This window comes from Saccharospirillum sp., assembly GCF_039982735.1.
In the GTDB taxonomy this organism is placed as follows: domain Bacteria; phylum Pseudomonadota; class Gammaproteobacteria; order Pseudomonadales; family Natronospirillaceae; genus Saccharospirillum.
The window spans coordinates 250651-271495 of record NZ_JBDWXV010000011.1; the positions used below are offsets into that span (position 1 = coordinate 250651).

19 protein-coding genes are annotated in these 20845 nt (G+C 57.0%); 16 read left to right on the plus strand and 3 right to left on the minus strand.

What is annotated here, in order from left to right; all coding sequences use genetic code 11:
* Window positions 1-40 precede the first annotated feature (40 nt).
* From recJ to ABJT94_RS09480, 9 genes are all read left to right on the plus strand, one after another.
* Window positions 41-1693 carry a single-stranded-DNA-specific exonuclease RecJ gene (recJ, locus tag ABJT94_RS09440; protein ID WP_348485162.1) on the plus strand — a complete coding sequence of 551 codons (1653 nt, stop codon included), beginning with the start codon at window positions 41-43 and terminating at the stop codon, window positions 1691-1693.
* A gap of 406 nt (window positions 1694-2099) precedes the next feature.
* Window positions 2100-3195 (plus strand): peptide chain release factor 2 gene (gene prfB / locus ABJT94_RS09445; RefSeq protein WP_348475578.1). Its coding sequence is split into 2 segments (ribosomal slippage): window positions 2100-2171 and window positions 2173-3195, totalling 1095 coding nucleotides; the frame shifts between segments, so codons are not numbered across the junction.
* A gap of 85 nt (window positions 3196-3280) precedes the next feature.
* Window positions 3281-4783 (plus strand): lysine--tRNA ligase, encoded by a 1503-nt coding sequence (gene lysS, locus ABJT94_RS09450; RefSeq protein WP_348475577.1) that lies wholly within the window; start codon window positions 3281-3283, stop codon window positions 4781-4783.
* Between the two features lie 13 nt (window positions 4784-4796).
* Window positions 4797-5261 (plus strand): DNA binding protein, encoded by a 465-nt coding sequence (locus ABJT94_RS09455; RefSeq protein WP_348475576.1) that lies wholly within the window; start codon window positions 4797-4799, stop codon window positions 5259-5261.
* A 593-nt stretch (window positions 5262-5854) separates the two neighbouring features.
* Window positions 5855-6421 (plus strand): glycine zipper 2TM domain-containing protein, encoded by a 567-nt coding sequence (locus tag ABJT94_RS09460; protein WP_348475575.1) that lies wholly within the window; start codon window positions 5855-5857, stop codon window positions 6419-6421.
* A 16-nt stretch (window positions 6422-6437) separates the two neighbouring features.
* Window positions 6438-6782 carry a hypothetical protein gene (locus ABJT94_RS09465; protein WP_348475574.1) on the plus strand — a complete coding sequence of 115 codons (345 nt, stop codon included), beginning with the start codon at window positions 6438-6440 and terminating at the stop codon, window positions 6780-6782.
* Window positions 6763-7446: a response regulator transcription factor gene (locus ABJT94_RS09470; protein ID WP_348475573.1), complete on the plus strand. Its 684-nt coding sequence runs from the start codon at window positions 6763-6765 to the stop codon at window positions 7444-7446. Before ABJT94_RS09465 ends, ABJT94_RS09470 begins: the two co-directional genes overlap by 20 nt.
* 7 nt (window positions 7447-7453) lie before the next feature.
* Window positions 7454-8833, plus strand: coding sequence for an ATP-binding protein (locus tag ABJT94_RS09475; RefSeq protein ID WP_348475572.1), 1380 nt, complete (start codon window positions 7454-7456; stop codon window positions 8831-8833).
* Between the two features lie 122 nt (window positions 8834-8955).
* Window positions 8956-10521 carry a methyl-accepting chemotaxis protein gene (locus ABJT94_RS09480; protein ID WP_348475571.1) on the plus strand — a complete coding sequence of 522 codons (1566 nt, stop codon included), beginning with the start codon at window positions 8956-8958 and terminating at the stop codon, window positions 10519-10521.
* Window positions 10522-10539: 18 nt separating this feature from the next.
* Here ABJT94_RS09480 and ABJT94_RS09485 read toward each other — a convergent pair whose 3' ends face one another.
* Both ABJT94_RS09485 and ABJT94_RS09490 read right to left on the minus strand, forming a co-directional pair.
* Window positions 10540-11235 (minus strand): SprT family zinc-dependent metalloprotease, encoded by a 696-nt coding sequence (locus tag ABJT94_RS09485; protein WP_348475570.1) that lies wholly within the window; start codon window positions 11233-11235, stop codon window positions 10540-10542.
* The gene (locus ABJT94_RS09490; protein WP_127555093.1) at window positions 11232-11459 is read right to left on the minus strand and encodes a DUF3820 family protein; all 228 of its coding nucleotides are present in this window, start codon (window positions 11457-11459) and stop codon (window positions 11232-11234) included. The genes ABJT94_RS09485 and ABJT94_RS09490 overlap by 4 nt, the downstream gene beginning before the upstream one ends.
* A 3-nt stretch (window positions 11460-11462) precedes the next feature.
* On the opposite strand from ABJT94_RS09490, the gene ABJT94_RS09495 reads away from it, so the two are divergent.
* Complete coding sequence (locus tag ABJT94_RS09495; protein ID WP_348475569.1) at window positions 11463-11810, plus strand: DUF3024 domain-containing protein; 348 nt, start codon at window positions 11463-11465, stop codon at window positions 11808-11810.
* Here the strand turns inward: ABJT94_RS09495 and ABJT94_RS09500 are convergent.
* The gene (locus ABJT94_RS09500; RefSeq protein ID WP_348475568.1) at window positions 11774-12922 is read right to left on the minus strand and encodes a PatB family C-S lyase; all 1149 of its coding nucleotides are present in this window, start codon (window positions 12920-12922) and stop codon (window positions 11774-11776) included. The genes ABJT94_RS09495 and ABJT94_RS09500 overlap by 37 nt on opposite strands.
* A 203-nt stretch (window positions 12923-13125) precedes the next feature.
* Between ABJT94_RS09500 and tcdA the strand changes: the two genes are divergently transcribed.
* From tcdA to uvrB, 6 genes are all read left to right on the plus strand, one after another.
* The gene (gene tcdA, locus ABJT94_RS09505; RefSeq protein WP_348475567.1) at window positions 13126-13932 is read left to right on the plus strand and encodes a tRNA cyclic N6-threonylcarbamoyladenosine(37) synthase TcdA; all 807 of its coding nucleotides are present in this window, start codon (window positions 13126-13128) and stop codon (window positions 13930-13932) included.
* A 79-nt stretch (window positions 13933-14011) separates the two neighbouring features.
* Window positions 14012-14515, plus strand: coding sequence for a TIGR03546 family protein (locus tag ABJT94_RS09510; protein WP_348475566.1), 504 nt, complete (start codon window positions 14012-14014; stop codon window positions 14513-14515).
* A gap of 12 nt (window positions 14516-14527) precedes the next feature.
* Window positions 14528-16387: a TIGR03545 family protein gene (locus ABJT94_RS09515; RefSeq protein ID WP_348475565.1), complete on the plus strand. Its 1860-nt coding sequence runs from the start codon at window positions 14528-14530 to the stop codon at window positions 16385-16387.
* A gap of 54 nt (window positions 16388-16441) precedes the next feature.
* Window positions 16442-17254, plus strand: a complete 813-nt coding sequence (locus tag ABJT94_RS09520) for an RNA pseudouridine synthase (RefSeq protein WP_348475564.1) — start codon at window positions 16442-16444, stop codon at window positions 17252-17254.
* A 122-nt stretch (window positions 17255-17376) separates the two neighbouring features.
* A complete protein-coding gene (locus ABJT94_RS09525) occupies window positions 17377-18567 on the plus strand; it encodes an amino acid aminotransferase (protein ID WP_348475563.1) in 1191 nt (396 codons plus the stop codon).
* Between the two features lie 79 nt (window positions 18568-18646).
* Entirely contained in the window at window positions 18647-20665 is a 2019-nt protein-coding gene (uvrB, locus tag ABJT94_RS09530) for an excinuclease ABC subunit UvrB (protein ID WP_348475562.1), read from the plus strand.
* Window positions 20666-20845 lie beyond the last annotated feature (180 nt).

Below are 20845 nucleotides of genomic sequence, written 5' to 3' on the forward strand. Positions count from 1 at the left end.
ACCCGTTCCTGACGGAGCCGCCGTCACTGAGCAACCGCTGCTGGACCGGATCTACCGGTCTCGCGGTGTGCGATCATCATTAGAACTGGATACGTCCCTGCAACATTTGTTGCCGTGGCAGACGATGAAAGGCATTGAGTCGGCGGTTGAGCTGTTAATCAAAGCGCTGGATCACCATCAGCGCATTCTGGTTATCGGCGATTACGACGTCGACGGCGCTACCAGCACCGCCCTGGTGGTTCAGATACTGCGAGCCCTGGGCGCCCAGGTGGATTACCTGCTGCCCAATCGTTTCGAATACGGTTACGGCCTTTCGGCTGCCATCGTGGAGCAGGCGCTGATACGCTCTCCGGACCTGATCATCACCGTCGACAACGGCATCGCCAGCCTGGATGGTGTCGCAGCAGCGCAGGCTGCTGGCGTTGCCGTCCTCATTACGGACCACCACTTACCAGGCACCGACCTGCCACCCGCCGAAGCCATTGTTAACCCCAACCAGCCAGGCTGCGAATTTGCCAGTAAAGCCGCCTGCGGCTGTACCGTGGCATTTTATCTGATGATTGCGTTGCGAGCTGAACTGCGTGATCGCGACTGGTTCGAGCAACAGTCTGTACAGCCACCCAACCTGGCCCATTGGCTGGATCTGGTTGCTCTGGCAACGGTCGCCGATGTCGTACCACTGGATGCCAACAACCGTCGACTGGTCAACCAGGGCCTGGGTCGAATCCGCGCCGGACAATCCCGGCCTGGCATTCAGGCCTTGTTCGAAGTCGCCGGGCGAGAATGGCAAAGAGCTCAGGCGTCCGACTTTGGCTTTGTAGTCGGGCCGCGCCTCAACGCAGCGGGTCGCCTCGATGATATGGCCATTGGCGTCCGCTGCCTGCTGACCGATAACCCGGGAGAAGCACGCCAGCTGGCGGTACAACTGGAAGATCTGAACCGGGAGCGTCGGGCCATAGAGCGCTCTATGGTGGTCGAGGCTCAGCGAACACTGGAACAGATCAGCGATTTACCGCCCCGTAACGGCCATGTTTTATACCAGGCCGACTGGCATGAAGGGGTGATCGGTATTCTGGCTTCCCGCATCAAAGAACAAACCCACCGACCCGTCATCGCACTGGCTGGCTCGGATAACGGGCGCCTGAAAGGCTCGGCGCGCTCCATTCCCGGCTTTCACCTGCGCGACGCCCTCGACTGGATCGCCAAGCAAGACCCTGAACTGCTGATCACCTTCGGCGGCCACGCCATGGCAGCTGGCCTGACGCTTTCCGAGGGCAATGAGGGACGATTGCAACACTGGTTCGAACAGGCGGTTCAGAGACTGTGTGAGCCCGAAGCCCTGCAGCCAATGGTGATGACGGATGGCGAGCTCAGCGCCAAGGAACGCGATCTGGGTACGGCCCTGGCTCTGGAGCAGGCCGGTCCGTTCGGACAGGGCTTTCCGGCACCGGTTTTTCAGGGTGAATTCTGGATAGAGCAGCAAAAAATCGTGGGCGAGCGGCATTTAAAACTGAGTTTGTCCGATAAAGAAGGCCAAAGCATCGAGGCCATTGCCTTTAATATCGATACTGATATCTGGCCAACGCAAGCCAGGGCTTTATCCGGTATTTATCAATTATCCTGTAATCGATTCAGGGGCCGGGAAACCGTGCAGCTAATATTTGATGCAATAAAACCTCTTGAGACGATATAGGCTGTTATAAACAGCTATTAAAACCTGACAGTATTCCAACATTGAATTCACTGAGACAGGCGTTACCACCTTAGCGAGTGGTGGTTGACGGGTAGGCTTGTGCGGGGGAGTCCGCAGTATGGATCGGTCCGACGCCTCGGCTGCGGTCTAGGCCCCATAGACGGGTTAACGCCGACCCCGCACAAGCCTACCCGGCGGCCAGCACGAACCCTAGGCAGTACAGCAAACCCAGCCTCCAAAGCCGCGCCACAAAATCGGCCAAAGCCACTTAAGCATTGTTTTTTAAAAGGTTATTGGGATATCACTACCCCCGGCATATCAATTTCGTTAAAATGCGCGCCCCGCTAAATTTCATGGGTTTGTATTATCAAGACACGAACAGGCAAGACACGAACAGGAGCGGTACGTGGAAATTAATCCGATTAAAGAACAGATAAAAGACCTCAAAGCGCGCACCGACGTGCTTAGGGGGTATCTTTGACTTCGATCAGAAGGTAGAACAACTGGCCGAAGTTGAACGGGAACTGGCCGAGCCAAATGTCTGGAACGACCCGGCGCGAGCCCAGGCACTGGGCCAGGAACGCAGCTCGCTGGAAAATGTCGTCAAAACGCTGACCAACCTGTTCGACGGCGTGCGTGACGCCAGCGACCTGCTTGAGATGGCCGTCGCCGAAAACGATGAAGACACCGTCAACGATGTGATCTCCGACCTCGATGCTCTGGATGCACAACTGGTCAAACTCGAGTTTCGCCGAATGTTCAGTGGCGAAATGGACCCAGCCAACGCCTATGTCGATATACAGGCAGGTTCCGGTGGCACCGAAGCTCAGGACTGGGCTGAAATGCTGCTCCGAATGTATTTGCGCTGGGGTGAGGAAAAAGGCTTTAAAACTGAATTGATGGAAGCCTCCGCCGGAGAAGTCGCTGGCATCAAATCAGCCACTGTTAGATTTGAAGGCGAATACGCCTTTGGCTGGCTGCGCACTGAAACGGGTGTGCATCGGCTGGTTCGCAAATCGCCTTTTGACTCCGGGAACCGGCGTCACACCTCCTTTACATCGGTGTTCGTGTCTCCCGAAGTGGACGATGATATCGAGATTGATATTAATCCGGCGGATTTGCGAATCGACGTTTACCGCGCCTCAGGCGCCGGTGGTCAGCACGTGAACCGGACCGAGTCTGCGGTGCGGATCACCCATAACCCGACCGGCATTGTCACTCAGTGCCAGAATGATCGTTCCCAGCACAAGAACAAAGATCAGGCCATGAAAATGTTGAAGGCCAAGCTGTACGAGTTCGAGATGAAGAAACGGAACGAAGCGGCGCAAGCGGTCGAAGATTCGAAATCTGACATCGGTTGGGGTAGCCAGATTCGCTCCTACGTACTGGACGATTCCCGCATCAAAGATCTGCGTACCGGGGTCGAAACGCACAACACTCAGGCCGTGCTCGATGGAGCGCTAGACCCCTTCATCGAAGCCTCGCTGAAGAAAGGCCTTTAAGCCAGGCCACTCCGGCAACGAAGGGCCGGGCACCGACTAATTTGCAGCCGCCAAGGGCGGCTGAGCAACTCTGGACAGACTGCATATGACTGACAAGCATATCGAGCACGATGAAAACCACATCATCACCGAGCGCAAGCAAAAGCTTGCAAGCCTGGCTGAAAGCCGGCCACAGGCATTTCCGAATGACTTCAAACGCAGCCAGATGGCCGGTGAGCTCCAGGCTCAGTACGGCGAGCTTGAGAAAGAAGCCATTGTCGATCTGAAGGTGGAAGTCAGCGTTGCTGGCCGTGTGATGCGCCGGGGTGGTCCCTTTGTCGGCTTGCGTGATGTCAGTGGTCGCATTCAATTTTACCTGGGCAAAGCCTTACAAAAGGAAAGCACAGACTGGCAATTGCTGGATATCGGCGACATCGTCGGTGTGCGTGGCACCCTGTCCAAATCGGGCAAGGGTGAGCTTTACGTCGAAGTAACCAGTATTGACGACATGGTGCTGCTGACCAAATCATTGCGCCCGCTGCCCGATAAATTCCATGGCCTGTCCGATCAGGAAATGAAGTATCGCCAACGTTATGTGGACCTGATCACCAGCGATGAAACGCGCCGGACCTTCCAGATTCGCGCCGGCATCATCAATGGTATTCGCCGCTATCTGTCTGATCGTGACTTTATGGAAGTGGAAACACCCATGCTGCAGGTGATTCCCGGTGGTGCCACGGCAAGGCCGTTCACCACTCACCACAACGCCATGGACATTGACATGTATCTGCGCGTGGCGCCGGAGCTTTACCTGAAGCGGCTGGTGGTTGGTGGCTTCGAAAAAGTCTTCGAAATTAACCGGAACTTCCGGAACGAGGGCGTCTCTACCCGGCACAATCCTGAATTTACCATGCTGGAATGGTACCAGGCCTACGCCGACTACCATCAGCTGATGGACCTGACTGAAGATATGTTGCGTACCCTGGCGCGTGATGTACTGGGGACCACCGAACTGGTGTATCAGGGCGAAACGTTCGATCTGGGCCAGCCGTTTGAGCGGGTGACCATGTTCGATGCCATCCTCAAGTACAACCCAACCCTGTCCGCGGCCGATATTGATACCCGCGAGGCCGCAACTGCGGTGGCCACTGGGTTGGGCATTCAGGTAAAAGACAACTGGGGCCTGGGCCGCATTCAGACCGAGATTTTTGAAGAAACGGTCGAGGAAAAGCTGCGCAACCCGGTCTTCATTACCGCCTACCCGGCAGAAATATCACCCCTTGCACGTCGTAACGACGACAACCCTGAGGTGACCGACCGTTTTGAATTCTTCATCGGTGGCCGCGAAATCGCCAATGGCTTCTCGGAGCTGAACGACCCGATCGACCAGGCCGAGCGCTTTAAAGCTCAGGTCGCCGAGAAAGACGCTGGTGACGATGAAGCCATGTTTTACGATGAAGACTACATCAATGCCCTTGAGTACGGCCTGCCGCCTACGGCCGGCGAGGGCATCGGCATTGACCGGTTGGTGATGTACTTCACCGATTCTCCGTCGATCAAGGACGTTATTCTCTTCCCCCATATGAAACCTCGCCAGTCGGGCGAGTGAACAGGAGCTCAGCATGTTTGACCAGGATCTGGATCTGAAGATCAAAGAACACGAAGAGAAAATCGAAGAACTGCGTCAGTTAAAGGAAGCGCAGTCCAAGCGCCAGGAAGGGTATGACCTCTACCATGAGCAAGTGCGTAACCTCTTCGATGAGTACGGCATTTCCGAGTACGATATTTTTGATGTTCGTGCCAAGGCCATCGTCGACTGGTTGAAAGCCCATGGTAAGAAAGCCGACAAGCCTGCTTTCTTTGAGGAGCTGCAAAGCTACTTTGCACGCCAGGGAGGCAGCAAGGGCTCACGCAAGGCCGCCAAATCCGCCAAAGCGACCGGTCCGAAGCTGGAGATCGGTATTTATGTGCATCCGAATACGGGCGAGCGCATCGAGAAGAAGCGCCGTAACCCCAAAACACTGGATGAGTGGATCGAAGCATTTGGCATTGAAGAAGTCGCTCAGTGGCGTGAAGCCAGCGAATAAGATTTAATGATTGAACCAGCCGACCTAAGGTCGGCTTTTTTTGGCCCGTCGATTAGCCCCTAAACAGCTGGCAATAGACGCCGGTAGCACACACTTAAACGACATTTGAGTGACAATTTACAAAAAGATACAACATAAGAAGTCGGCGCATCTTGATGACTTTTAAAAAAGGGTTTAGGCGATATATCCCCAATCGTGAAAACCAACTCTAGCAGCCCCCCATTTCTCGAACGCGACCAAAAAATAGTGTGAAACTCGTTAATAAAGCTCTGTAACATATTGAAAAATAAAGATTTTATTTAATTGATTAAAAAATGATCAATTTGTTGAAGTCCCTGAGTAATGGTAGCTAGGGGCAGTTCAATTGGGGTTGTTCACAAAGATATCCACAGTTTTTGTGGACACTCAGCGCCAGCCCTTGCTGCGTCTGGCGTGAGTGTATGCGAGCCTTACAGTCAATATGGTGGCGCTTTTTAGCGGGCATGAAATACTTTGATCGGGAAACAGGATCAGGGGGTTCAGGCATGGTTCAGCCAGAGCCGGTAAGGTGGGTCCATGGCAATAACGATGGCAACGCATAAAGGAGCCACAGTATGAACAAAGTAAGGGGTCTGGCACTGGTCATTGGCATGGCGACTTCCGGTCTGGCTGTGGCCGATCACGATGACCACCGCTACCGCGGTGATCGTCAGCAGTTTTTTGCTGAAGGCCGGGTAGTGCAGGTAGAACCTGTCTATGAAACCTACTACTACCGCGAGCAGAGCCGGGGCAACAGCGATCACCGCTATGAAATTTGCCGTACGCGCGATGTGGAAGTCAGCCGCAGTCATCGCAGTGGTAACCCGGCCGCAACCCTCATTGGCGGTGCCGTAGGTGCCACGGTCGGTTCGCACAGCGGCAACTCTCCGGAATCCCAGGTATTCGGGGCTATCGCCGGTGGTATCATCGGCGGTGCGATTGGGCACGAACTGGGCGGTCGCGGTGAAACCACGGTTCGTTACCGGACCGAGCGCGAGTGCGAAGTGGAATACCGTCACCGGCGAAGTGATCTGGTAGGCTATGAAGTGCGCTACCGGTACAATGGTCGCGAATTCATGACCTTTATGGACCGTCACCCCGGACGCTACGTCGAGCTTGCTGTGGAGGTGACGCCCCGTTAATTAAAGAGGCACGTTCATGTCAAGCAATGCTGCGGTGCGCCTCAGGCGCCTGGGAATCAGCGCCGGAATTCTGTTGATGCTGATGACCACAGGTGCTGCCCGGGCTGAGAGTGGCGCTCACCCCTGTACCGGCGAACGCCTGCCTCTGTCGACAGAGCGTCAGGTAGTGCAAGCCGCTGAATGTCTGTTTGACGGCCGGGTGGTCAAGGTAGACAGAGTCAGTGCCGGGAACGACTGGGCTTATCGACTGCGCTTGTTGCTCGATGGTGGCCGGGTCCGAACCGTGGATTTGAATCGAACATCGGGCATGCCGACCAATCCGGCGGTGCTGGAGGAAGTGAATGAGACTCTTGATCGTTGAAGATGAAGCCGGGTTACGCGAACACCTGCACGGCGGATTCAAAAAAGAAGGCTTTGCGATCGACACCTCGGCCGATGGCAACGACGGCTTGTTTCAGGCGACTGAGAACGACTACGACGTCGCCATCATCGACCTCGGTTTGCCCGGGCTGGACGGCATCGAACTGATCCGCCAGTTGAGGGCCGCCGACAAACAGTACCCGGTACTGATATTAACGGCGCGGGGCCACTGGCAGGACAAAGTCGCCGGCCTGGAAGCCGGTGCCGATGATTACCTGGCCAAGCCGTTTGTATTCGCCGAGTTGTTGGCGCGGGTTAAGGCACTGCTGCGCCGCAGCGTGGGCATGGCGACTGCGACATTGACGGTCGGCCCCTACGAACTGGACACCGCTTCGCGCCGGGTGCGAGTTGATGGCCGGGATGTCGAGTTGACCAGCTACGAGTACAACACCCTGGAATACCTGATGATGCACCGGCAAAAAGTTGTCTCCAAAACGGAGCTGACCAATCATCTGTACGAGCAGGATTTTGATCGGGACAGCAACGTCATTGAGGTGTTTATTCGCCGCCTGCGCAAGAAGCTGGATCCCGATAACGAGCGCAACCCCATAACGACCCAGCGGGGTATGGGGTATCGATTCAACTCGGACGCCGTGGCTGAATGACCGGCTGATGTCTGTGTTCCCACTACGCAGCACCAGACCCGGAGCAACGTTTTCACTGCGTCGCCGTTTGCTGGTTTCGGCGAGCCTGGTGCTTCTGGTGTTTCTGGGCGTGACCGGTGTTGCCCTGGACCGGGCGTTTGAACGCAGCCAGATGTCGGGCCAGTCAGAACGCCTGTTTTTGCGCATTCTGACGTTACTGGCCGAATCTGAATATCAAGCCGATGGCCTCTGGCTCCCTGCCTACCTCGCTGAAGAACGGTATAACTCTCCCGAGTCGGGGCTGGTAGCCCTGGTGCTGGATGAACAGCGCCAGGTGGTCTGGCAGAGCCTGTCGAGCCAGTGGTTTGATCAGATCGACTGGGTCGTTGCCCAGTCCAACATCAACATCGGGCAGGAAGACTTCGGATTTCGGGGCGACTATATCTTTGAACGCTACGCGGTTCTTTGGGAAGCGGCAGACGGGCGCGAACAGCGCTATGAATTCTGGGTGCTGGAGACCGCTGCGCCCCTGAATCAGATTATTCAAACCTTTCGGCAGCAATTATGGGGTGGACTGGCTGCGGTCACCCTGGCCTTGCTGATTGCGCTCTGGCTGGTCGCCCGTTGGGGGCTGAGGCCCTTGCATCAGTTAGCGCAGAACCTTCAGAAAATCCGCACCGGCGAACAGGGGCGTTTGCAGGGGCGCTACCCGAGCGAACTGCAGCCGCTGACGGATAACCTCAACCGTCTGCTCGATGCCGAGCAAAGCCAGCGCGAACGCTACCGAACAGCCATGGCTGATCTGGCGCACAGTCTGAAAACGCCGCTGGCGGTCATTCGAACGCTGGAGCCGGCCGATAGCCGGGAGCTGCACGAACAGGTGCATCGTATGGATCAGATCGTGCGCTACCAGCTGCAGCGGGCTGTTACGGAAACCCGGCAAGGCCCGGTGCTGGGCCAGAGAAGTTCCCTGAACCAGAGCCTCGACCGTCTTGGTCGTGCGCTGGGCAAGGCTTTTCATCACGAGGACAAAGTGCTGGATTTGCCCGAGCCGGACCAGGAATGGACACTGGCTATGGACGTCAACGATGTGCTGGAAGTCTTCGGCAACCTGCTGGAAAACGGCTTCAAATACGCCCGCTCGGTCATCACCGTTTCGGTGACACGCCAACCTGATTTCCCCGACTGCTGGGTGGTCGACATAGATGACGATGGCCCGGGTATCGACCTTGAACGGCGCCATGCCGTGCTTAACCGGGGTCAGCGGCTCGATACCTTGCAGCCGGGGCAGGGCATTGGCCTGAGTATGGTGACCGATATTCTGGGCAGTTACGGGGTTTCTCTGCGCATCGACGACAGCCCGCTTGGCGGCGCACGCTTTCGACTGGTCTTGCCGGCGGCGCCCTGACACCTTCGCATCAAGCAACTACCCTGATTAAAGTCTCCCGATTATCCGCCGATGAGCTTTGGTAGATGGCCGTTGGTACGCAGGTTATTAATGGTCGCAACAATGATTAAAGGAAGTCGCCCATGACGATTCAATCCCGTATCCGGTTATCCCTCTCTGGTCTGTTCATTCTGTTGTGCGTTGTGGCATTGGCGGGGTTTATTGGTTCCCGGGTTGTCGCCAGTCTTGCCAACTACTACTCCGGCAGCCTGATTCCCGCCATTCAGGTGTACAACGACATGCGGGTAGCAGCCAAGGAGCTGCAGGTTGCGGTTTACAGTGGCGATCAGGCGTCGGTAGGCCGCTACGAGGCGCAGGCACGCGACACAGCCCAGCGCCTGGCGGCTGCCACAACTCAGGGACCCTTCAAGGAAGATCAGCAGGTGGTCGGCCCAATCAATGAAATCGTCAGCCGGCTCGAACGATTACGGACGCTGGTCGTCGCCCACCCGGCCGGTGACGAGGTTACACCGGAACTGGAACAGGCCATAGACGCCTGGGACGCCTTCAAGCCCAATGCCGATGCGGTGATTGAACACATCATTACCACCGTCGACGGTCAGATTCAGTCGGTACAGGCCACTGTGCTCAATGTTATTGCAGCCATCGCAGCGGTATCCCTGATTGTGTTCCTGGGGGTGGCCTGGTCACTGGGCGGGGTATTGCGCCGAGGCATGAGTAATCTGCTCAGTTCGTTTGCCGCGGTTGCAAACGGCGACCTCAGTGTTCGGGCTCAGGCAGATGCCAAGGACGAATTTGGTGAACTGGCCCGGCATTTCAATCATTTGGCCCAGAGCCTGACCGATACGCTGGGGCAGGTCTCGCAGCTCGTGACCGAGTTACACAACATGTCCGGTGAATTCAACGCGGCCAGTCGCAATTACGCAGAGCGCTCCCAGGCGCAGTCGGAAGAGACACAGCAGGTTGCCACGGCGATGACGGAAATGTCAGCGACCATTCGCGAAGTGGCACAGAACGCCGAAGAAACCTCGCACCGCGCCCAGGATGCCAACCAGCATGCCGGTCATTCGCGCAAGGATATTGAGCAGGCTATTGGCTCTGCCCGGGCCATGCAGGGGCAGATGAGCACCCTGTCGGACAATATTCTGGAATTGAAGGATCAGTCCGACGCCATCAGTACCGTGGTCAAGACGATCAACGACATCGCCGAGCAGACAAATTTGCTGGCATTGAACGCGGCCATTGAAGCGGCGCGCGCGGGGGATCAGGGGCGAGGGTTTGCGGTCGTAGCGGATGAAGTCCGCAACCTGTCGGTAAAAACGTCCCAGTCCACTCAGGAAATCGAGGGCGTTATCCGCTCGCTGCAAACGCGCAGTGAGGCTGCGGCCAGTTCCGCACGCGACAGTGTTGAGGTGGTGCGCAGTAATGGCGAAACCATTGTCGCCATTGGCGAAGGGCTGCAGCACATTCTGGATTCCGTGTCGGCGATATCGTCCATGAACGAACTGATTGCCACCACCTCTGAAGAGCAAAGCAAGGTGGCAGAAGACATGAACACCAACGTGGTACGCATCAGCGATCTTTCGGAAGCGAATGCGTCCGAGACTCAACACCTGGTCGCCGGCATACAACGCATTGATGAAATGGCGCAGCAGTTGAGCGAGCTGATTCGGCGTTATCGGTTGTAACCAGTCGCTGGTTTTGCGTTATAACCAGAGGCGATGGCCATGGTCGTGCAGCCAGCGTCGATCAGTCTGCCAGCCGGGGTGCAGTCTGCCCACTTCGGCCCAGAATGTTGCCCCGTGGTGTGGGTGCAGCAAGTGCGCTGTCTCGTGGGCGACCAGGTAATCGACAATACGCTCCGGTGCCAGCATGATCAGCCAGTTGTACTGTATGCGACCGGTAGCGGTGCAGTGCCCCCATTTGGTTTTGGTACGGCGCAAGCAGACATCGGTTAGGCGATTTTCCCAGCCTTCAGCCATCACCAGTTGCCGGGTTTTTTTAAACAAATAATACTTGGCCTGGGTTTTATAAAAGTCGGCCAGTACGTGGTGGACGTGGGGTTTGTCCAGCACCGGTGCGACCAGCGTCAGCCGGTCTTGCTCACGGCGCCACTGCGACCGTGCGCCACCTTGGAGCCTCAGCGTTAACTGCTCATCCATCAGCGGGCAGTGGACTTGTTGGCTAAAGTCGGGTTTTTGTAATTGCTTCTCGGCCTGACTGTGCAAGGCCTTGTTCAGCCAGTCTTCGCGGTCGATCAAAAAGCGTTTCAGGTCGGTATCGGACAGGTGCCATGGCGCGCGCAGTTCGGGCGCACCGTCCCGCACATGCAACGCCACGGTCTTGCGTTTCGAGCGCCTTACCGGAATGGTACCGCCCGACCAGCTCAGTGTTTCGGTCATCGACGGTTGCCGGGCATCAGCGGTTCGATCAGGGATTCGAGCCCCTCGGATCTGATCAGCAGTGCCAGGGCCATCAGTTCGCCCAGCTTGCCGGGAGGGAACCCCTTGTTCTGAAACCAGAGCAGATATTCTTCGGGCAACCGGATCAGCGGTTTTCCGCTATATTTACCGAAGGGCATTTCCGTGCGTGCCAGTGCCAGCAAATCGTCGTGTTGAAAGGACATTCTGTGGAAACCTCGTTAGTCGTCAGTGACGGACTCCCTGAATTCGTGCATCGCCAGGCACAGGTCGCGCTTGGGCGCTTTCTGCAGGAATCGTCGTCTGCCGGGACATTCCGCGGGCGATTCCAGAAAACCGCCTTGTTGATTCAGGAGCAGCAACCCCACCCGCTAACCGGTGATACCGTGTTACTGCCCATGGCGTTATTGCACTGGCGCGATGCAACCTGGCGCTTGTATTTTCGTGGCAGCCGGGGCCGGTGGCAGCGCTACCCCGACGCAGAACCGAGCGTCAGTCCCACCCCGCTGTTGAACCAGATTTACCGGGACGAACTGTGCCTGTTCTGGCGCCAGTAAGTGTGTAGGCGGTCCAGCGCAAGGTCGAGCGTGTCGCGACCGGTACCAAAGTTCAGCCTGACGCTGCGCGGGTCGCCGAAATCTTTGCCATCGCTTGGCATGATACCGGCTTCGTTAAAGCGGGTCATGGCCTCGCCAGGCGCCAGGTCGCTTTCAATCCAGGCCAGAAAGGTAGCGGGCGCCGGTTCGTAGTTCAGCCCGTCCAGCTCGCCAATGACAGACGCCACTCTGTCCCGGTTCACCTTTAAGTGCGCTTGCAACGCCATTAGCCAGTCGTGCCCGTGACTGAAAGCCGCTTCGGTTGCTAGCAGCCCCATAAAATTGGGGTGGGGCATGACATCCTGACCTTCGTTCTGCAATTTCCGGCGCAGGTCGCCATTGGGAATAATGGCGAATGAACAGCCCAGCCCCGCCACATTAAAGGTTTTACTGGCCGCCATTAGCGTAATGCTCTGGTCGGCGATATCGGGCAGGGAACCCGCCGGATAATGGCGTGCCCCCGGTTCCAGAATCAGGTCGCAATGAATCTCATCTGAACACAACATGACCTTGTGCTCGCGGCACAGCTCAGCCAGGTGCTGCAACTCGCGGTGGCCGAGCACCAGACCCTGGGGGTTCATCGGGTTACACAGAATCATCAAATGGCAGTCCGGGTCTGCCAGAGCCTGTTCCAGCGCGGCCCAGTCCCATCCGGCAGGCGACCTGGCAGACACTGGCAATTTAACGGCGGTGGCTCCCCGCAATTCGGCGGCTTTGCGCAGTGGTGGATAATTGGGTTCCTGCACCAGCACGCGGCCCCCCCGGGCAAAGGCGTCTATCACCAGATTAAAGCTCGGTACCACGCCAGGTAGCCAAACGATCCAGCTCGGGTCAATGGCCCATTGATACTGGCGCTGGCACCAGTTAACCACAGCCTCGTTCAGCCCCGACCAGGGGTGGCTGTAGCCATACACCGGATGGGCGGCTCTGGACTGAAGTGCTTCTGTTACACAGGGTGGAGAGGCCAGATCCATATCGGCAACCCACATTGGCAGTACCGGTTGGCTGCGGTACAGCTCGTGTTTGATGGCATGGGTATCGCTGCGGTCGATGGTGTCGAAAGTAAACGGCATGGCGGGGAGGGGATCCTGAGGGCTGATAAGTGCACAGTGTGTTAATAAATGCTGCCCGATGTACCGGCGTGTGGCAAGCACCGGCTGGCCCTTTGCTGGCGAACTCCGAACCTTGAGTTGTTATACTCCGCCGCCAGCCCCATAGTTGGGGCGGAAGCAGGGCACAATATGTACTTTTAGCAATCAAGAGGGTTATTCCAGTAATGGCGTCGGAACGATTTGGGGGTACTGAGCGGCTTTATGGCATCGACCAGACCCGGTGGCTCGGTGAGCAGCACGTGGTTGTTGTGGGTGTGGGTGGTGTTGGAAGCTGGGCTGCCGAGGCATTGGTGCGCACTGCCATCGGCCGCATTACGCTGATTGATCTCGACGACGTCTGTGTGTCCAATACTAATCGTCAGTCCCACGCCATGAGCAGCACGGTTGGCCAAATGAAGGTCGATGTGCTGGCCCAGCGCTTGCGCGATATTAACCCGGACTGTGAGGTCGAGACCCGGCATGATTTTCTGACGCCGGACAATTTGATTTCGCACCTAACACCCCGACCTTCAGCAGTGCTCGACGCGATCGACAGTGTGCGCGTCAAGGCGGCGCTGATCAACCATTGCCAGCGGCAGAAAATTCCGTTGGTTACCACCGGCGGTGCGGGTGGCCAGACGGACCCGCTGCAGATTCAGGTGACCGACTTGTCGCGCACCGAGCAGGATCCGCTGGCCGCCCGTACCCGGCAGTTGTTGCGCCGGGAATATGGATTCAGTCGCAATCCGAAACGAAAATTTGGCGTAGACTGTGTTTATTCGACCCAGCAGCTGCTGTACCCCCAGGCCAACGGTGAGGTCTGTGCCACCAAGCCTGGCGATGATGGCAGCCGGCGTCTTGATTGTGCCACTGGCTTCGGTGCCTCCGTAATGGTGACGGCCAGCTTCGGCCTGGTGGCCGCAAGCCGGCTTGTCGACAAGTTGCTGAAGGTAAAAGATCGCCAGGATAACCCGACCAATCAGGCCGGGTGATTCCAAAGCCTGTGACGGCTGTTGTTAACATCGTCCGGGCGATACACTGGCTACCAGACAACCATGCGTGAGGGACACCATGCTGACTCAGTTTCTGAAATTTTTTAAAGCGTTGAATTCAGACGCCGGCCCCTGGCAACTATCCTTTGCCGTAGGGCTGGCGCTCATTATCGGGCTTACGCCGCTGTGGTCGGTGCACAACCTGGTGATCATTCTACTGGCCTGCATTCTGCGGGTGCATTTTGGCACCTTCCTGGTGTTCTGGGTGGTGTTCACAGGGTTTGCCTACTTGCTGGACCCGGCCTTTGACGCCTGGGGTTACGCCTGGCTGACGCACCCCGGCCTGACTGCCACCTGGACGAGCCTTTACCAGAGTGATGTCTGGCAGATCATCAAGTTCAATCACACCATTACACTCGCAAGCGTCGTGGTTTCGGTGCTCCTGTTTATGCCTGTAGTGCTGATCATGCGTTACGGGGTGGTGCAGTACCGTGCCCGGCTGATGCCGTGGGCGAACCGTCTGAAACTGGTGCAAATTGTTAAGGCCAGCAAAGTCTATTCCCTGTACGAACGAGTGAGCTAAGGAGCGCCACAGATGAAGCTTTTTCGATGGAGCGGCCTGATCGCTTTCGTGGTTGTGCTGTCACTGATCATTGTGATCGGCGTCCTGTTTCTGGACAACTGGGTTAAATCGGGCCTGGAGGCCGGTGGTACCCGGGTTCACGGCGCGGAAGTCAACGTCGCCTCGGTGGATTTGTCGCTCAGCCCGCTTGGCTTTGATATTCGCGGCGTTCAGGTAACCGACAAGGAAAACCCCGAACGTAACCTGTTTGAATTGGATACTGCCCGGCTGGCGATGGACCTGCCCAAGTTGTTTCTTGGAAAAATCAGCATCGATGATCTCACTGTCTCAGGCATGAGCAGCGGTACCGAGCGTGATGAACCCGGGCGCATCGTCCCGGTCGACACCAGCGATTCCGGGCCCGGTGTGGCGCAAGGAGCCCGGGATGCGGCCGCCAGCAGAGCTGAATCGGTTCGCGCGGAATTACCGGAACCGGCTGACGCGGTCGAGCAGGCACTGACGCAAACCCGGTCAGCCACAGACCAGGCCAGCACCACCTTTGAACGTTCCCGTTCTGAGGTTGGCAGCGCCCTGACTAACCTTCCGGACGATGACTCCATTGAGCAATACGATGAACGCATTGAAGCCCTGCGCGGTCGTTCACTGAACACACTGGATGCGATTCGTTCGGCCCGGTCAGATCTGGAAGAATTGCAGCGTCAGGCCCTGGAGGATCAACTGTCAGTAGCCGCGGCGCGCCAGGCGGCGAATGCGGCCGTTAGTAACAGCCAGGAAGCGCTTGAAGACGTGTTGGCGGCACCAGCTGCAGATTGGGCTGCGTTGCGAGAAGCTTACCCGCTGAACCAGGCCTCGGCGGTTCGGGCTGGTCGGTTGCTGCTTGGTGACGCCATTTTCGACCGATACGATCAGGCCCGTAAGTACTACACCCAGGCTGCTCCCTGGCTGCGCCGGCTGGCGCCTTCGGGTGGCGAGCAAGAGGAAGCTGCGCCAGCCCGGCTGGATGGCCGTTTTGTTCGGTTCGACACGCCCAACCCAACGCCCAACTTTCTGTTGCGCCAGGGGCTGATCAGCTTCGAGGCGGATAACTGGCCCTGGTCACTGACCATGAGTCAGGTAACCGGTCAGCAACGCCTGACCGGAGAGCCGGTTCGACTGCAGTTAATGCGGGGCGAAGCCGGTGATGAGGCCATGCGCATTGATGCGGTGCTGGATCGCCGGCAAGCGACCACGGTCGATCGCTTTGAGTTGATTGGCCGTGACCTGGCGTTCTCGCCACGGTCGTTGGACCTGGGAGGTGTCGATGTCGACTGGGCACCAGGCACGGTTGATTTGGGTGGTGAAGTCACCGTAACCGGTGATCAGGTCGATGGCCTGATCGAGCTGAGCTTCAGCGGCTCAGAATTTGAAGCCCGCGGTGAAGGCCGGATCGCAACAACGCTCGGCGATGCGCTTGAAAGCATAGCCGCGTTCGACATCGGCATTCGGGTAACCGGCGACATTGATGCGCCTGAACTGCAACTGACGTCCGATCTGGACAATCAGATCCGGTCGGCACTGTCGGCCGCCTTGCAGGCGGAATACAACCGCTGGCTGGAGGCCACAAGAGCGCGACTGGATGCCGAAGTGGAAACCTTGACAGCGCCCTTGCGGGCGCGGTTTGATGAAATTGAAGCTCAGGGCGATGCCGTCCGGGATCAGGCAGATGAGTTCCAGCAGCAGGTTATAGACCGGTTGGAAGCACTGGAACAGGAACTGCTGGATGAGCGCGACCGCCTGAGCAATGCGGCCGACGCCGAGCGCCGCCGTGCCGAAGATGAAGCCCGCCGGCGCGCCGAAGACGCGCTGGAAGACCTTAAGCTACCCAGCTTTTAATTACAGAGGTCGGTCCGGTTTTCTGCTGGTTCGACCTGACAACGGAAACCGGTTATGCGCATAGATGTAGTACTCGAGGTGGAGGCAACCGACTCGCTGATCGCCATCGATTTTCTGGTCGATAACATTGAGTTGTCGAAGTCCCGTCTGAAAGACATGATGAACAAGGGGGCGGTCTGGCACGTTGATGCCAAAGAAAACCGGCAGCGGCTGCGCCGGGCGATGACCGACCTCAAAATCGGCGATCGGCTGGAGGTCTTTTATGATGAAGATCTGCTGTCGTTGCGACCGCCATTGCCCCGCCTGGTTCAGGACCTGACGCACTACAGCGTTTGGGATAAAGGGCCAGGATTGCTGATTGAAGGAACCGACTGGGGCGACCATGCATCGCTGATCCGGCTGGTTGAGCTTTATTTCAAACCGCGCCGGGAAGTGTTTGTTGTGCAGCGCCTTGATAGCGCGGCCTCAGGTCTGGTGATTGTCGCTCATAGCCGCAAGGCCGCGGCACTGCTAACCGAGCTGTTTGATACCCCCAATGCGGTGAGCCAGCAATTTCGCGTCGAAGTAGCGGGTGACGCGCCCGAAGACGGGGATATCGATACCCCGCTGGACGGCAAGCCAGCCCAGACCTTGTTCAGCAAACAGCGTTATGAAGCGCATCCGAACCGGTCGGTGCTGGATGTCTGGCCGAAAACCCGGAACAAACACCAGATTCGCCGGCACCTCGACAGCATTGGCCACCCGGTGATGGGCGATCCACGGTATGGCAAAAACAACGAGAGTCACGAGAACCTGAAATTGAAAGCGGTTGAAATGCGCTTCGACTGCCCAATTACTAAAGAGACGCAAGTGTTTTCGTTGTTGTAATGATTGATGCAGCGCCCCGGCTTTTTCGTGGCTGGGGTTGTGGCACCGCGTTATAATCGGCTGTCACCGGTGGTGACAGAGCCCAACCCTCACAACCACAAAACAAAAGGATCCTGACTGTCATGTTCGAACGAGTTCAAGCAGCCCCGGCAGACCCCATACTCGGATTAAACGACGCCTTTGCCGCCGACAAGCGCCCGCACAAGGTTAACTTGGGCGTCGGGGTGTTCATGAACGATGCAGGGCAGACCCCGATTCTGAACACGGTTAAAAAGGCCGAAGCCGAGCTGGTGAACTCTGAAACCACCAAGAGCTACCTGGCCATATCGGGCGACGTTGAGTACGGCCGCCAGGTTCAGGCTCTGTTGTTCGGGGCTGACAGTCCGGTGATTGTGGAAAAGCGAGCCCGCACCGCACAGTCGCCCGGTGGTACTGGTGCCTTGCGCACGGCGGCCGAATTCATGAAACGTCAGTTGGGCGTGAACCGCATTCACGTGTCCAACCCAACCTGGGCCAACCACGGCAATATTTTCGAAAGCGCTGGCCTCGCTATCAGCCAGTACCGGTATTACGATGCCGAACAGCAAGGGCTCGATTTTGATGGCATGCTGGCCGACCTGGAACAGGTTGATGCCGGTGACGCCGTGCTGTACCACGGCTGCTGCCACAACCCGACAGGCATCGACCCGACGAGTGAACAATGGCAACAATTGGCCGAGCAGGCCAAGCGCAAGGGCTTTGTCGTTCTGTTCGACTTTGCCTACCAGGGCTTCGGCAAGGGCATGGACGAAGACGCTGCCGGTTTGCGCGCCTTTGTCGATCGCATACCGGAATTGATTGTCGCCAATTCGTTTTCCAAAAATTTCGGCCTGTACAACGAACGCGTTGGTGCCATGACATTGGTGGCTAGCTCGGCAGAAACCGCTGACAGCGCCTTCAGCCAGGTGAAATCCATTATTCGGGGGAATTATTCCAACCCGCCAGCGCATGGTGCCAAGGTGGTTGCTGCCATTCTGAAGGATGATACCTTGCGTGCTGAGTGGATTCAGGAAGTGGCCGACATGCGCGATCACATTCATGAACTGCGTGATGCCCTTGTTGCAACCTTGAAAGCCAAGGGCGCGAAGCGCGATTTTAGCTTTATTCAGCGCCAGAACGGCATGTTTTCGTTTTCCGGCCTGACCGGCGATCAGGTCAATCGATTGCGTGAAGACTACGGCATTTATATGGTCGGCAGTGGTCGTATAAATGTCGCGGGCATGTCGAAAGCCAATATCAATGCCGTCTGTGACGCCATCGTCGACGTACTGTAATCAGGCCAGGCGGGGCGCAGATCGGTAAACCGACCCTGCTCCCCGCCCGGTAAACCAAGCTCCCAGCCCAGTGATGCCCATGAAACCCTTTAAAGTTCATTCCAGGTACCAGCCAGCGGGAGATCAGCCCAAGGCGATCGACCAATTGGTAACCGGCTTGAACGCCGGCCTGACCGCTCAGACGCTGCTCGGGGTGACTGGTTCCGGCAAGACGTACACCATGGCCAAGGTCATTGAATCGGTGCAACGGCCGACCATTGTACTGGCACACAATAAAACGCTGGCAGCCCAGTTATATTCCGAGTTTCGGGAGTTTTTCCCGGAAAATGCCGTCGAGTATTTCGTCTCCTATTACGATTACTATCAGCCCGAAGCCTATGTGCCATCTTCCGATACCTTTATTGACAAAGACGCGTCGGTAAACGAACACATTGAGCAAATGCGGCTGTCAGCCACCAAAGCTTTGCTCGAGCGCCGTGATGTTCTGATCGTTGCGACGGTATCGGCCATTTATGGTCTGGGGTCGCCCGAATCCTACCTGAAAATGATTTTGCATCTGAAGCGTGGCGATGCGGTTGATCAGCGACAGGTGCTGCGCCGTCTGGCGGAGTTGCAATATAGCCGAAATGACATCGAGTTTGGACGGGGTACCTACAGAGTACGGGGCGATATTATTGATGTGTTTCCGGCCGAATCGGAACTGGAAGCATTGCGCATCGAACTGTTCGATGACGAGGTGGAAAACCTCAGCCTGTTTGATCCGCTCACCGGTGAAGTATTGCAAAAGCTCACCCGCTATACGGTGTATCCGAAAACCCACTATGTAACGCCTCGCGAAACCATACTGGCGGCCGTCGATAAAATTGACGTTGAACTCAAGGAACGACTGACGGTACTGGAGGATAACCGCCGCCTGGTCGAAGCCCAGCGGCTTGAGCAGCGCACCAAGTATGATCTGGAAATGATGCGCGAGCTGGGTTACTGCAACGGCATTGAAAACTACTCGCGTTATCTCTCTGGCCGCAACCCGGGTGATCCGCCACCGACTTTGTACGAATACCTGCCCAAAGACGCGCTGATGTTTATCGATGAATCCCACGCGACCTTGCCGCAATTGGGTGCCATGTATAAAGGGGATCGCTCACGCAAAGAGACGCTGGTTGAGTACGGGTTTCGTTTGCCTTCGGCACTCGATAACCGGCCAATGCGGTTTGAGGAATGGGAGCGACTGGCACCTCAGGGAATATATGTGTCGGCCACACCGGGTAAATACGAGGAAGAACATACCCAACAGGTTGTTGAGCAACTGGTTCGACCAACGGGCCTGGTTGACCCGATTATTGAGATCCGCCCGGCAACCACCCAGGTGGATGATCTGTTGCACGAAATCAATCTGCGTGTAGCGGTGGGCGAGCGCGTTCTGGTAACCACTCTGACCAAGCGCATGGCGGAAGATTTAACCGATTACCTGAATGAAAACGGCGTCAAGGTGCGTTACCTGCACTCGGACATCGACACCGTTGAAAGAGTGGAGATCATTCGTGATTTGCGGCTGGGCGAATTTGATGTGCTGGTTGGCATTAACCTGCTGCGCGAGGGTCTCGATATGCCCGAAGTGTCGCTGGTCGCCATTCTGGATGCTGACAAGGAAGGCTTCCTGCGCAGCGAGCGGTCGCTGATTCAAACCATTGGCCGGGCGGCCCGTAACCTGAACGGCAAAGCGATTTTGTACGCCGACAGAATGACCGGTTCAATGGAACGCGCCATTGGCGAAACCGACCGGCGCCGTGAGAAACAGATTGCACACAACCTGGCTGAAGGTATTACGCCTCAGGCGCTGGTCAAAGACGTGCAGGACATTCTCGAGGGGGCTGTGGCCCCGGGCCGCAAAGGCAAGATTGCCCGCAACCGCAAGAAGGTTGAGCGAATTGATGCTGAAGCACGAGATTACGCAACCATGACGGCGGCAGAATTGTCGAAAGTGATCGTCCGGCTGGAAGACGACATGCACAGGGCGGCCAAAGACATGGCCTTTGAAAAAGCGGCCGCCTTGCGCGACGAGATGATGGAAGCCAAAGAACATTTAAAATCAGTCTGAAGAGTCAAACTTCGATTGGTGGTTATGGTACGCGTCGGTTACCGGTTATGCCTCAGCGGGGGCGGCGTAAATCCGTCCTTGGAGCCTAGGGCGCATGATATGAATCCCTTCCATGGGATTCACCCTGCGGGCTCGCTGCGCTCGTGCTAAAACGCTCCTGGCGTTTTAGTCCCTGCTGCG